Below are 14057 nucleotides of genomic sequence, written 5' to 3'. Positions count from 1 at the left end.
AAGAGCCTGTAATAGTTTTTTCTCAAGCACGTTTTTGCAATGATTTATATTCAAATTCAGCAACACCCAGTTGTTTTTTAAAGTAAGCACGGTAGAGTTCACAACGCGGTAGGATGCGATCGCTTTCATAAGCGATCAAACCCAAGCTTTCGAGCTTATGAGCGTCAATGGGATTGAGAGAAATACTTTGCGTTGCCGCTACAACGTCAACATACGCCTTTACTAAACTAGGATTTTCTTGTAAGATTGCCCAGTGTCGCCATAGATGATAACGATAGATACCGCCGTTAGCGATCGCATCTTGTATCAGTTCTTCTAAGGTCATTCCTTGACAGCATAGATAATATAGAGCAATCCGAATCAGCGCTGGATGTCCCCCCACGAGAGACATCAGTTGGTTAACTTCGTTATCAGAAGTCCAATCTAAACCATGTCGTTGGGCTAAGTATTTGACTTGGTGTTCAGTAAATTCTGGCAGACGGATCGGTAGTCCAATATTAAATGGAGAACGGTTGATATCCAAAGAAACATATACTTCTGTGGAGTAAACTACCACTAACCTTAGTTTCTGCAAGTTTTGATCTTGTCGTGCTTCTTCATACCAAGAGCGTAACAAACCAAAGAACTCTGGAGCAATTTCTGGATATTCAAAAAAGCGGTCAACCTCATTTAACACTAAAACTACTGGACTTTTGCATTGCTTGAGCAAATAAGATTGCAAATATAAACTGCAACTCAACTTACAACCTATTTCCTCATCCCAGTTTTCATCTAGCTTGGGGTCAATGTCTAATTCTGTTGCAATTTGCCAACAAAGAGAACGCAACAGTTTATTTAAGTTTGTCAGACAGCTTGAATCGATTTGGTTGCAATTCACGTTCACCGAGCGATAACTTTGCATCTTGGCAAAGGCTAACAGCCGCAGCACAAGAGAACTTTTTCCCATTTCTCTTGGTGCTCGAATCCGAATCACACAGCCTGGTTGAATTACTTCTCGATAAACTAGTTCCTCAATTGGGGGACGATCGACATAGAAGGGAGAATCTACAGGTACGGGGCCATCTGGGTATGACCAAAGATTTTCGAGTTGGTTATGGTGTTGAGTCGCCAGATAATCTAAGGATAAAGACGGGAATAATTTTCTTTCTCCTGTATCTAAACTTACTGAGTTAGTTTGATAGCCTTCAGTATGATTAGGTTCACTCAGGATTCCATAGTCTTCCCTGCATAATTCTAAGTTAAAGGCGCTAAAGCACAATTTTAAGGTTTTTTGATCGACGCCTGTATTCAACGACCATAATCGGTTCAGAGTTTTGGTAGATACCTTCATGCGATCGCCTAAATCTTCTAGAGTGAAGCGATGTCCATTGTTTTCTACCTTTTCTATAGCCAGAATCGCCCCTTGTAAACGCTTCAGCCCAGCGATCGTTAAGACAAGTCCCCGCCTTCGCGTACTCTTAGATTGCTTCATATCACTAATTATTAATCTACTTTCTTTATTTACTGTCTTAGCTATTTCCCCATTGTTTCACGTTTTAAAACAGTTATTCAACAGTTACTTACCCGTTCTTAAAATACTATAAAAATTGTAAAAAAATATACATATATTATTTAGGATAGTTAGATAAATGGGTATAAACAAACATAACTATATTGATTGTCATTTTTTCTCCCCTCCAGAAAGACGCTGATGCTTCTGCATCAAGTATCTTTGACTACTTGTAAATAACAAATGACAAGCCTTAATAGTTGACTTTATTTCTACCAATTTACTGAGTATTACTGAAAAATATTTTTTATCTGGCATTAATATAAATTTTGCAGTGCAGACCCATCCAATAAGGAGTAAGCAATGTATACGAAGGGCTATGATGCTGGTGCCTGTAGTAGGATGCCCGTAGGGCTGTAGGGAAAATACCGCACTGGCTTTCTTACCAAAGTTTGATCTTTGGGCTTCTTTTGATTTTAATAGCGATCAAACTGACAAAAAATTATAGCACGCAGTAGGGGCGGTACAGCTAGCTGTACCGCCCCTACTCAAAACCTATATTTAATGCGATTGACGAAACGCTACAATCTATTATCAGCAAGGGTGAGGGCGTTACCCAGATATTAGAAGAGTTCGTTGGTTAGACACCAGCCTTCCTAATATTACTCATTTATTGGCGAAAAGTTATTAGTACTTATTGCCAAGTAAAGATTGTAACGCATTTAGCATCGAACTAATTAAGGATCTTTTCGCCAGTACGTGCTGCACTGTCCCCTACATCACTAGCAGTTTTCTGAGCACCTTCTACGTATCCAGATCCAAATTGTTTAAAGGCTTCTGCTGACTCTTTTCCAATCTTTTGAAGTCGTTTACCGGGAGAACCTTCCGTTTCACGAGCTTCTTTATTCCACTCCCCGATTGTTCTCGGCCTTTGAGAATCATCTTGCTGTATCTGTTCGCGAACTCTTTCCTTTAAGCCTGTGTTATTTTGCCCAGGAGCAAAATTCGTCGTCAGCACTAAAAAACCAACTATGACAACAGCCAAAAAACTTTTTATTTGAAGTCCTTTAAGCAGGGAACTGATGTGACTAATAGTCCTAGAAATCAAATTTATCATGCCAATTAACTTGTTTTTTGGAGTACAAATAAAGACTAACTATAAAAAAATAATTATCCTTCTAACAAAAGGCATATCTCAGTTATGAAAAATCTGGGATGAGACTATACCAATCATCCGCAAGCAAATCAACTAAATCAAACCATTTATAGAAGTGAAAAATAATGTAAAGATGTAGCAATGCTAGGTCTCTACAAGGGTTCTGGATAACGCATATTTAATTTCACCAGGTATGTATTAACCGGAATATTTAGTAAACTACGATTTTTTTCATATATTGCTTGATTTTGACATCACCTAAGCGGTAGAAATTGGTGTACTCGCTTTTGCTTCTACACAAAATAAGATCAAAGCACTCAAAATTGGTTTGTGGTTGGCTAGAGCAAAAGGTCGATAATTAGGCAAAAAAGCTAATTTTGTGTGGGAATAACGCTTTGAAGATCATTGAGAACAATGGAAGATGTGAGAAAGCGGTCGAGATTAGCACAAATTTCCAAAATTCATCCTAAAAAAGCATTTAAATGCCCAATAACAGCTTTCTTATAAGTCTTACTCTTTATTTATAAATCATGCTTGAGATTCCTTCGGCTGCCAAATGTAGCACTAAATACATTTTTAATGCTACATTTGGTTTTTAATACAGATAGAAGTAAAAAAAACATGTATCTTTGGTTATATAAATTATCAACCTGAAAAGATAGATGCTTAATGGATATTTCCTAAATAGTTACTAATAACAATCAATAGTCACACGACTTTTAGGCTAGTACACTGTGGCGGAAGTTTGCCTACCTTTAGTAAGTTGCTTGAACAATTTGTCTAGTTAATTGAGATGGTAGCTGAATTTATGCTGTGCCGTATTAGAGGCTTTGTTTATCTGACTGAGTGGATTTATACCCTAATCGCTAGTAGTTCGCCAAAGAAACTTTGCGGGGTAAAGGGTAAGGGGGAAGGGGGAAAGGTTTTAAATCCCTTACCCTTTCCCCTTTACCCTTTCCCCAGCCCTCACAAGCACATTTTTGGGTTGGCAAACTACTAGATATTTGAAGGGTTTACAGACGAAAAACTACTCGACATTTTTCCTCAACACGAGAACTGCTTCAGGTGGAAAGCCAAAGGATGAAATACTGGATAACGAAATTAGCAGTCTGTATAGTATTACTGTATAGCTTGTTGCTATCAAATGATTATGCAGCAGCAAACCAACTTTCAAATACTTCTAATATTGATGTGCAGCAATTAAATACACTGCCAGTAGTTGAAAACGTAGCAAGTGCTGACAAGAATCTTGCTGAGATTCAAAAAGAAGATTCTTGCCGATTTAATGGAATTGTTAATCGGGTAGATAAACTAGAGGGACTGTTCACACTTTATTGCAGCGAGGATTCAGGAAAAGTTTTCTTAGAACTTAAGCCAGAGCAGCTAAATAAAGATTACCTAGCTATAGTGACATTGGAATCAGGCGTTGGGGAAAGTGGGATTTATAGTGGATTACCTCTCTCTGATTTTATCTTTTATTTTCGACGAGTAAATAATAGATTGCATTTTGTTATGCGGAATGTAAAATTTCGTACAGAAAGTATACCAGAACAGCGATCGCTTGCTCGCTCATTTAGCGATTCAGTTCTTTATTCACTCGAAATAGCCACTATCGAGCCAAAGAATAAAAATATTCTCATCGACCTGAATGGACTGCTAATGCAGGATTTTCCTGGATTAACTCCTCTATTAAAATACTCTTTACAGGCTGATTACCGCTTAGATGCACGCAAGTCATATTTTGGTGATGTTAATAGCTTCCCAGAAAATATAGAGATTGATTCTATTTACGGTTTTTCATCACTACAAGGCTCAAATGTAATCGCTGTACCCGATAGTAGGGCACTCACTCTGAAGGTACACTACAGCTTTTCTCAGTTGAGAGAAAACAATGGTTATATTCCCAGACTTGCCGATGATAGAGTTGGATATTTTACTACTACTTTTCAAGATTTATCTAACAATAATGCTCACGAATCATTTGTACGTTACATTAATCGCTGGCATCTAGAACCATCCGATCCTAACGCCCTTTTATCTCCACCCAAAAAACCAATTGTGTATTGGATTGAAAATGCTGTGCCACTAGAATACCGCGATGCGATTCGTGAAGGCGTTTTGATGTGGAACAAAGCATTTGAAAAAGCCGGATTTAAAAATGCTATTGAAGTGCAGGAAATGCCAGATGATGCTAATTGGAAACCAGCAGATGTACATTACAACACTATTCGCTGGTTCAATTCTTTAGATGCAGGTTTTGCCAAAGGGCCGATGCGCGTCAACCCATTCACCGGGGAAATATTGGATGCAGATATCATAGTGGATGCCAATATGGTGCGTTTAGTTCAGCAAGAATATCACGCACTGATGGAGGCAAATTCATCACTGAACACAAATTCATGTCAAGAATATACGAAAGGACGTGAAGACGCGGGGAAATTTCTGGATAAATTTGCGTCCTCTTCCTCTGCTCACTTTTTCTCCTCAGAGTCCTGCTATGGTATGGAATCTTCAAATCAAGCAGCTATGGGGGCGCTGGCGTTGTCAATGTTGCCAGAGACTACACCTAGTAGTGAAACGATTAAGGAGTATGTGCATCAATATTTGCGTTCTCTCATCGCTCACGAAGTCGGGCACACTCTGGGTTTGCGCCATAACTTTTATGGCAGCACCATGTTAGCGCCAGAAGAATTAAATAATACTGAAATCACTCACACCAAAGGTTTAGTAGGTTCGGTGATGGACTATGTACCTGTGAACATAGCACCACAGGGAGTACAGCAAGGTGACTATTTCCCAGGAGTTATTGGGCCTTATGACGAATGGGCAATTGAGTATGGTTATAAAAAATGTCCATCAACAGTCCTTGAGGTAACTATTCCAGAATCAGAAAAAAGTTTTTTAGACCAGATTGCATTAGCGTCGCCTCAACCAGAATTATCTTACGCAAGCGATGAAGATATCTGGGACATCAATCCTTTGGCAAATGTCTGGGATATGAGTAGTGATGTGCTACTTTATTCGCAGTGGCAAATGGATAATGCTCGTTTTATGTGGCAGCGTCTTGATAAGGGTTATCTATCGAAAGGAGAAAGCTATAGTAACCTGCGCCTTAAGTTTAATAGAGTACTTAAATATTATTTTCGGAACGCCACTTTGCTTTCTAAATACATTGGTGGACAATCGTTTCGGCGTCTCCATACCAGTAATAATGCTGCTTGGGCATTTGTACCAGTTTCACTTTTAAAACAACGCCAAGCATTGACAAAGTTGCAAGAGTATGTGTTTGCCGAAGATGCTTTTAGCTTTTCACCACAATTGCTCAATCAACTGGCACCATCGCGTTGGGAACACTGGGGCAATTCTGCACCTAATAACCGCCTTGATTATCCAATTCACGATCGCATTTTGAGTTTTCAAAGTACGATATTGCGATCGCTATTAGCCAGCGATCGCCTAAATCGGTTACAAGATATAGAATTAAAAACTCTGCCTGGAGAAGCGCTTTCCATACCAGAACTGTTCGACACCCTGCAAACAGGCATCTGGACAGAAGTTTTCGCCCCAGGAGAACCAAAGCCAATTTCGAGCATCCGCCGTTCATTGCAACGGGAACATCTGAATATTTTGTTACAGATGATGTTAGGTACTACTAATACACCTGAAGATGGTCGGACATTGGCTTGGTATGAATTGCGCCAACTCCAAAAAGCCATTGATGTCAAACTCAAACAACTTGGCGAACAGGGCATTAGCGAGGTTCCTTCCCTTGAAAGCACTGCGATAGCGTTCGCGCAGCGTCTCGTAGAGAGGAACGAGCGTCACCCGAACGGAGAAAGCCTCGATCTTTACACCCTAGCTCACTTAGAAGCTTCTGGCGATCGCATTACTAAAGCATTAAACGCACAGTTACTTTCTAAATAGTCATTTGTCATTTGTCACTTGTACTAAGCGAAGCCGAAGTATTTGTCATTAGTTATTCTCCCCTGCTCCCCTGCTCCCCTGCCCCTCTGCTCTCCACCTCCCCAAGATACCGCTGCAACAGACCAATGAAAACTTCTGGTATTTCCAAATGAGGTAATATTCCAGCATCTGCGATCGCATAAAAATCTCGAATTGCTCTTGGATTTAAATTTGCCAAGCGTTGTCCTAATTTGATGTTGGTAAATTGTGCCTTTTCTCCCCAAAAAATGACAGTAGGAGCTGTTAGTTGTTGAATATATAAACTCAAGTCAAAGTAAAGATCGCCCCGCAAAAATGCCAAAGCAGCAAACTTGGCATTAGGTTGTTGTGCCGAGGTTAAATAAGCCTCCACCATCTCTTGAGATACTCGTTGTGACTTAGCAAAGAGAAAACTTTGTAAAAAATTTCGGACTGCAATTTCATTTTCAGCACCAAGCATGTAAATAAAATTGTCCAACAGAGGCGCATTGATTACCGAAAGCGGAAGTCTGCGTCCAGCACCCTGCCCAAAATCATCAAATCCAGAGGGAGAAACTAAAAACAGTGCTTTGAATAAATTGGGTTGAACAATAGCTAGGCGAATAGCAAAAGCGGCTGTGAGAGATGAGGCTACCACTGTCACCGGCTGGCGACAAGTTTGGATGATAAACTCTGCGATCGTGCTGAGATAATCCCTAGTTTTATAATCCCGCACTGGATGGGCCGATTCTCCCCAGCCGATTAAATCGGGGGCTAAAATGTGGTAATTAGAGGCAAAAGCCGGATAAACTTTAGACCATTCATAAGCAGATGCTCCACCACCAAAGTTATGGAGAAATAGTAGTGGGGGTAAATCTTCAGTGTCAGCAATTGTCCAAGGTGCATTGGTTTGGGTATAGTAAACCATTGCTCCCAAGGATGTATGGATAACTTTATGTCCAAAGCCAGGAGGTTGAAACTGAAGCATAAAATTAAAAAGTTTAGTTTATTTGAATTTACATACAGTCGAACTAATTCAGGATTCAAAATACATCTGTCTGAATAGTTATACAGCAGAATTCAGAATTCGGTAGTCAGAACTCAGAAGTAAAACAGGCTTATACCTGGCTTTTAAACTTAAATTGTGTACCTCACTAACTTTAAATTCGCTGTATCAATTACACTTGATTATTTCTAAATTCTAAAGTCTGACTTCTGGATGCTGAATTCTTGCAATTCATAATTCATAATTCATCCTTGCTTTTTCTCGGCATCTCCTGTGATTTGAACAAGTTGATGAAGGTTATCACCACTAATATGATATGCTCCCCCAAAACCAACTACAAAACGACCTTCACTTGGGGTTAGCCGGAAAATGCGAAAGTCAGACAAGCCACGCAAAACCTCGATAAGTTCACCAAACCGCCCTTGAAATTGCTCAACAATTTGATTCCACTTATCAGTTTCACGCTCTATCAAAGTTGCTGTACAATCAAAACTCAAACGACGACGGGCAAAAATTATATTACTTTTAGCTTCATCCTCGATAAACAAGACACTAACATGAGGATTGGCATAAAGATTTTTGGTATGAGTCGAAAGACCACTCACGTATATGTAGATATTCTTAGAATCATCCATTACAAAAGGAGCATAACTAGCATTGGGTATTGACTGCGCGCTCACGGTGCTAATAATTACACTCTCAAATGCTTCAGGGAATTTTTCGTACTCAGCTTGAATGTTTTCAAGTTGACTCATAACTAGATTACCGCTTGATTAGGAACACCTAATTAAGTATCTTAACGTGATTGAGCGATGTCTACGAGGAGCTACAGCTACGCATGGAATGCCCAAAAATAAAGCGATCGCTCCCTTTAACTCAAGAGCGATCGCTAATTTTTGGATTACAGAATACAGCTTAAGCAGCAACAGGTTCCAACAATTTAATGTCAGAGAAAATAAATTCCTGAGTAGAAAATTGTCCTGCTGTTTCGGTGCGAATCTCCCGACGATTTAGGATGAAATAGTCACCAACTTTTTCATACTCATCAATAAATTCGCTTCTACCGCCTTTTTGTTCCCCAGTTTTGGGGTCATGGTACACAGAGTCATAGCGGTGAGACAGGTAGCCTTCGCCAGTGTCATGACTGCTGAAGGTGTCAATGGTGACGTAAGTACCGTGGATTAGACGGTGAACATGGCAGACTTCATTATTGCGGACTTTGTATTTATCGCCCTCAGCCTTACCACCCATTAAAAGCTCAACCGCACCAGTTTTGTCAGTTTTACCATAGCTAAACGTATTGGCGCTGTGGGTGTCTTCAAAGCTGCGGCGGACGCGGTGAATTGCTATCTCCCAGGCTTGACCATGAATTGCTTTCTGGGCTGACTCATCATCTACATCCAAAACTTCGGCTTTGAGATTGGCAGTGATGATAACTTTGCCTGTAAACACTTTATCATCATGCTTATAGGTAATATTTGCAGTATAACCAGGGAAATTCTTGTCCCAAGTATAGCGGTTTTCATAAGCAGCCCGGAAAAGTTCCTGAGCAGAGAGTTGTGTAACTGTCATGTGCTTCTCCTAGTCGCTACTGTAATTAGCGTTTTAGTTTCCTTGGTATTAGCATAGAAGTAATTGTTGAGGCTTGGATAGTCCCCAACTGGGTACACTTATGACTAATTCTCTACACGCTGTATTTCATGCGATCGCTAATGTCCAGAATGAGCAAGAGTTAAGACTCGCTCTCACGGATAAAATTAGCGAGCATTTTGGCGTGCAAAATTGGGGTATTTATCTTCTTGATGAGCAGCCAACCACTGAGATTAATGTTCCAGGCATTCCGGCAGTATGCTTAGAGAGCAATCCAGTGGGACGCTACGTGGTTGAGCGTCATGCTCCCGCCCACGAACAGTTATTATTATCGCCAGGAGACTGGAAGCATTTTTGTTCGCGTTCCGACCACGAACACGTGATGACCGGGCCAATTGTTTGCGATGGCCGTCTTGTCGGAACGCTGAACTTGGCACGTGACAAGGGAAATCCTGCTTTTAATGGCAACGATTTAGCTGACTTGAGCGCTTTATGTATTCATTTGTCATCAAAAATGGCAACCCTACGGACAAAACCCAAAATATCCAATTCTCTTTTAGTGAGTCCTTTAACAGCGCGTGAGTTAGAAATTGCCGATTTGGTGGCACAGGGGTTAACGAATGCGGAAATTGGGGAAAAACTTTGGATTACGCAAAATTCCGTCAAACAAGCTTTGAAAAGGATGTTTCGGAAGTTGAAGGTTTCGGCGCGTGCAGAAATGGTGGCAAAGTTACAAGATATACAAGTTTCTTGAAGGGGGCAGGGGGTAGTGTTTCGACTACGTTCAACAACCAGGGTTTCGAATACGCTCAACAACCAGGGTTTCGAATACGCTCAACAACCAGGGATGGGTTTTTGGGCTTTCTGCGTAGCTTCGGGAATTAGAACTATTAGCCAGACATGATAGGAAAATTTTAATTCTGGGTATAAAACCCAGTTTTAAAATCAGAATTGTATTGAGTAGAGTGTAGCGAGATACAATTCTTCTTACTTTAATCTCATGCTTTTAAAGGTGGATTACTCCTGCCTTCTGCCTCACTTCGACTACGCTCAGTGACCACCTGCCCCCAGCCTGGTTGTTGAGCGTAGTCGAAACACTGCCTCTTACACTCTGTTATAAAGACTCTAACTGATGGTAATCTAAGATTGTAGAACGAAATCCAATAAAAACTTTTGTTTTTGACAGTTTTCTTTTTTGGACAATAGTAATATAAGTCGTAAATAAAGTCTTTGACAATTAAGACTTAGTTATGATTTAAGTAAGTTCTAGAGAACTTAGTTAGTTTTTTAACAGGAGAAGTAGGGTGCTTAACAACCTTCATCAGTTATTATCTCCCCGAAAGTGGGGAATTCCCCTCGCGGGCTTAGGCTTACTTCTCGGTTTGGGCTTTCTAGCCAAGCAGACTCAAGTAATATCATTTACAGATTCTCGATTATCATCGGCTCGGATTCACAAAACCTCCGAAAACTCTCTTTTGTCGCAGCTAAGAAAAGTTCGAGATCAAAGAAGTCAACTTAATGCGGCTTCTGGAGGCGGAAATACAGCACCTACGATCGCAGGGTTGGTTCCAGGCGATGGGGTTACAAAAAGCGCAGGAGTTTTACCAAAAGCAAGTTTTCCTGTAAAAGATGGGATTTACCTCTATGGTCAATCGCCAAAGCCAAACCAGCTTGGTCAAGGTTATATCATATTTCAAAAGCAGCAGGACAAGGTAAGGGGTGCGTTGTATATGCCCCAATCAGAGTTGAATTGTTTTCAGGGTACAATCAACCCAGCAGGAGAGTTGGCGATGACGGTTAATAGTTCGTCAAATGAAGCCAGTTCTGAACAATCGAATCAGGTAGCTACAAGCAATAGATTGCCCAAGGTTGGTGAGGATGAGTCAAATTCTTATGCTTACTCCCTGGCTCTGCAAGACTTTTATCGGTTAAATTCGATCGCAGCTAGCGATCGCCGCACGTTACAAATGTGCAAGTAATCTCCAATGTCTTGATTATGTCCGTTTGGACTAGACACACTCAAATAGCCCTGAGTGTGTTATTAAGCCTTCAGTAGTTTTTTAGAACTTTTCCGCCACCCGTTAAAATCGCTGACCTGTAGTCACTTCAAATCTCAGCTCTCCTCGATCGCTAATTCCTAAATCACCTCGAATCAGCCCAAAGGATGACTTGACGCGCAATCCTAAGCCGTAACCAAACCCACTTCCGGGTTTATCTCGTAGCACTCCTGGTTCTCCTAGTACGGTTTCGCTAGACCCGAAATCTGAGGCAAAGTCAGTAAAAAGAACTCCTCCGATTGAATACAAAATTGGGAAACGATATTCCACAGAAGCTAAACCATAACTCCGACCACTGGCAACTTTTCCATAACCGTAACCTCTGACAGAATCTAGTCCACCAATATTAAAAGCATCAGCTGGTGGAAAGTCTCCAATAGTCGTACCAATTTGTAAATTAATCGCCAACATTTCTGGATTGTCAGTTGGTCTACCCTTACCGATCCAACTGACTGGTAAATACTGAATATAATCTCCCTGTAGGCGGTTGCTAGAAATATTACCCAGTCCAATCGGAATTGCTTGTTCTGTGCTGAGAGTCAGAATCGATCCTTGAGTCGGATTTTCTCGGCGATCGCGTTGATCTCTGGATACAGAAAATAATACTGTAAATAAGTCATCAATACCAGTACCACTGACAGATAAAGGATTCCCTAAACTATCGACCTGTGCAACTTTATAGTCGCGATCGCGTAGGCTAATTCTGGTGTAATTCAAACTTATACCTGCATCCCACTCATCAAAAGATCGTAAAACTCCTACAGAACCGCCAAACCTTCCCTCGCGTACTTTGTCACCGTTAGACAATCTGATATCTTCGTTGAAGGTTCCTGATATATTACGATTACGAAAAGCTCTGATGCTGTAGCCTAAGCGCTTTGGTTCTTGAGGACGATAACGACTAGTAAACTGACCATTAAATTGGACATCTTTACCGCTGATTTGTACAGTTGTATCTAATTTATCGTTAAGACCGCTGATATTTTCATCTTTATAACCCAACCGACCAAATAATCCAACATCTTCGTTACTACCGCCTCCTAAGATTAGAGAAGGGAAGTCACGCTCTTTAATTTCATAGATGAGATTAACGCTATTGCCATCTTCTTGGCGATAAACATTGACTTCATTAAATGACTCTAATCTCCGCAATCGTTGCAAGTCTGCTTCTAGTAAATCTTGGTGGAATACCTCTCCAGGTTTGAGTTTCAGCAGACCAATGATAAACTCTTTTTGAGTACGTCCTTTAATCGGCTGACCTTTGTCATCGAGCAATCGATCTTTGTTATTAACAAAACGAATCTGGATGTCTTTGACAATTCTTTGAGAAAACTCGGTAGACTGGTTATCTACTGGAGTTAATCCGATATAGTCACCATATTTTGCATACTCTCCCTCTATCTGTAATGTAGGTTTTATTGCCACATTCCTACTAGAGCCTTCTTCAGTAAAAGATTGCGAGTCTGCAACGGCCTCTAGATTTTCTCCAGCTATTAAGATGACTGCGATCGCAACTACAGCTATTTGAATATACATAAATAAAGCTTTGTCATTACCCACATTTTGGCAACAGTTAAATATTTGACAAGTAATCAAGCGGACGTGATATCAAAGCTTTCTTTCTTCAGTAACTAATGTCAAACTAACCCATTCGCCTTTCTCGTTGTAGCTGCGAATCATCCGTTGGCGAAGATTTGGCTGGATTAACCAACCTGCTTCGATAAAAAATGGTTGGCGTAACTGCACTTTGACAGGTGATGTTGCAGAAGCGCCATTTGGTAAAAATAATACTTGTACCTGCTTTTCTGGATTTTGGTCAAAGAGAACAATCGGGCCTTTGATGGTAGCAGTTGAAGTAATAGTGCGTTCTGCAAAAGAGGTACTTTGAATCAATCGCCCAGCATCATCAAGTTGTAATTTGAAAGTTGTAGAGTAAGTATCAGGCGATCGCCAATCTGGATATATTGTTACTGCTTGACCTTGCCATTCTCCTAATAAATCATTTATCTGTAAAGTTGGACGTTCATCTGCTGGGGTTCCAGCGAGATGTTCTCGAATTAAAATTAATTCCTTTAGCTGACCAGTATTATCAAACAGTTGCACCAGACGCAAGCGGCGATTTTCATGAACAAAAGCGAGTTCTCCACCAAATTCAGAAAATGGCCCTAGCTGAATTAAACCTTCTGAAAATGAACCATTTTCAAAAAACAGCAGACCCCCTCCCACGGTATTAAAGTCTCTCATTATATCTTGTCCCGAACGGCTCAGAGTTAAGCGCACTTTCTGGCTATTGTTCAAATGTTCTAGGGAAAGACGACTAGGAGTATCATTCAAAAGTGTTCCTTGGGGAGAAAAATTCGTAAATGAACCTTCCCAAACACCGAGATTCTGCAAAAAACATTCCCATTGTGATTTCATAGTGATTTTGTCATTTGTTATTTGTCATTGGTCATTTGTCATTTGTTATTTGATTAGCCCTGTTAAGTTGATATGTATGTTTAATTCATGTTCATTCAAAGTAAAATTTCAGTTATTGTTTTAAAATTTGGAAAATTTCGAGTTCAGAGGTCAAAGTTTCGGGTTTAGAAGTCTAAGTTCTGAGTTCAGAAGTCGGAGTTCCGAGTTCAGAAGTCGGAGTTCCAAGTTCAGAGGTCAAAATTCCAAGTTCAGAAGTCGGAGTTCCAAGTTCAGAAGTCGGAGTTCCAAGTTCAGAAGTCGGAGTTCTGAGTTCAGAGGTCGAAGTTTCGAGTTCAGAGGTCAAAATTCCGAGTTCAGAGGTCGAAGTTTCGAGTTCAGAAGTCGAAGTTCCGAGTTCAGAGGACAAATGACCAATGACAA

The 14057-nt window shown here is 40.5% G+C and carries 11 protein-coding genes; 3 read left to right on the top strand and 8 right to left on the bottom strand.

The annotated features are described in order from the left end of the window. Positions 1 to 22 precede the first annotated feature (22 nt). Entirely contained in the window at positions 23 to 1471 is a 1449-nt protein-coding gene (locus V7K53_RS17530) for an AAA-like domain-containing protein (RefSeq protein ID WP_335198746.1), read from the bottom strand. A gap of 751 nt (positions 1472 to 2222) precedes the next feature. After that, positions 2223 to 2606, bottom strand: coding sequence for a hypothetical protein (locus V7K53_RS17525; RefSeq protein ID WP_335198745.1), 384 nt, complete (start codon positions 2604 to 2606; stop codon positions 2223 to 2225). Between the two features lie 1119 nt (positions 2607 to 3725). Between V7K53_RS17525 and V7K53_RS17520 the strand changes: the two genes are divergently transcribed. After that, positions 3726 to 6569, top strand: coding sequence for a zinc-dependent metalloprotease (locus V7K53_RS17520; RefSeq protein WP_335198744.1), 2844 nt, complete (start codon positions 3726 to 3728; stop codon positions 6567 to 6569). Between the two features lie 52 nt (positions 6570 to 6621). Here the strand turns inward: V7K53_RS17520 and V7K53_RS17515 are convergent, their stop codons facing one another. From V7K53_RS17515 to V7K53_RS17505, 3 genes are all read right to left on the bottom strand, one after another. Beyond that, entirely contained in the window at positions 6622 to 7554 is a 933-nt protein-coding gene (locus tag V7K53_RS17515; protein ID WP_335198743.1) for an alpha/beta fold hydrolase, read from the bottom strand. Between the two features lie 263 nt (positions 7555 to 7817). Further along, entirely contained in the window at positions 7818 to 8327 is a 510-nt protein-coding gene (locus V7K53_RS17510; RefSeq protein WP_335198742.1) for a HugZ family pyridoxamine 5'-phosphate oxidase, read from the bottom strand. Positions 8328 to 8487: 160 nt separating this feature from the next. After that, positions 8488 to 9144: a DUF3386 domain-containing protein gene (locus V7K53_RS17505; protein WP_335198741.1), complete on the bottom strand. Its 657-nt coding sequence runs from the start codon at positions 9142 to 9144 to the stop codon at positions 8488 to 8490. A 100-nt stretch (positions 9145 to 9244) separates the two neighbouring features. On the opposite strand from V7K53_RS17505, the gene V7K53_RS17500 reads away from it, so the two are divergent. Both V7K53_RS17500 and V7K53_RS17495 read left to right on the top strand, forming a co-directional pair. Beyond that, positions 9245 to 9916 carry a LuxR C-terminal-related transcriptional regulator gene (locus tag V7K53_RS17500; protein WP_334896999.1) on the top strand — a complete coding sequence of 224 codons (672 nt, stop codon included), beginning with the start codon at positions 9245 to 9247 and terminating at the stop codon, positions 9914 to 9916. 550 nt (positions 9917 to 10466) lie between these two features. Next, the gene (locus V7K53_RS17495; protein WP_335198740.1) at positions 10467 to 11141 is read left to right on the top strand and encodes a hypothetical protein; all 675 of its coding nucleotides are present in this window, start codon (positions 10467 to 10469) and stop codon (positions 11139 to 11141) included. A 102-nt stretch (positions 11142 to 11243) separates the two neighbouring features. Here V7K53_RS17495 and V7K53_RS17490 read toward each other — a convergent pair whose 3' ends face one another. From V7K53_RS17490 to V7K53_RS17480, 3 genes are all read right to left on the bottom strand, one after another. Continuing rightward, positions 11244 to 12755 carry a BamA/TamA family outer membrane protein gene (locus tag V7K53_RS17490; RefSeq protein WP_335198739.1) on the bottom strand — a complete coding sequence of 504 codons (1512 nt, stop codon included), beginning with the start codon at positions 12753 to 12755 and terminating at the stop codon, positions 11244 to 11246. 72 nt (positions 12756 to 12827) lie between these two features. Continuing rightward, positions 12828 to 13637 carry a DUF3598 family protein gene (locus V7K53_RS17485; protein WP_335198738.1) on the bottom strand — a complete coding sequence of 270 codons (810 nt, stop codon included), beginning with the start codon at positions 13635 to 13637 and terminating at the stop codon, positions 12828 to 12830. Positions 13638 to 13809: 172 nt separating this feature from the next. Next, a complete protein-coding gene (locus V7K53_RS17480) occupies positions 13810 to 13980 on the bottom strand; it encodes a hypothetical protein (protein ID WP_335198737.1) in 171 nt (56 codons plus the stop codon). Between the last annotated feature and the right edge of the window lie 77 nt (positions 13981 to 14057).

Source organism: Nostoc sp. (assembly GCF_036917355.1).
Taxonomy (GTDB): domain Bacteria; phylum Cyanobacteriota; class Cyanobacteriia; order Cyanobacteriales; family Nostocaceae; genus Nostoc.
This window is presented reverse-complemented; position numbering and strand designations above follow the sequence as displayed.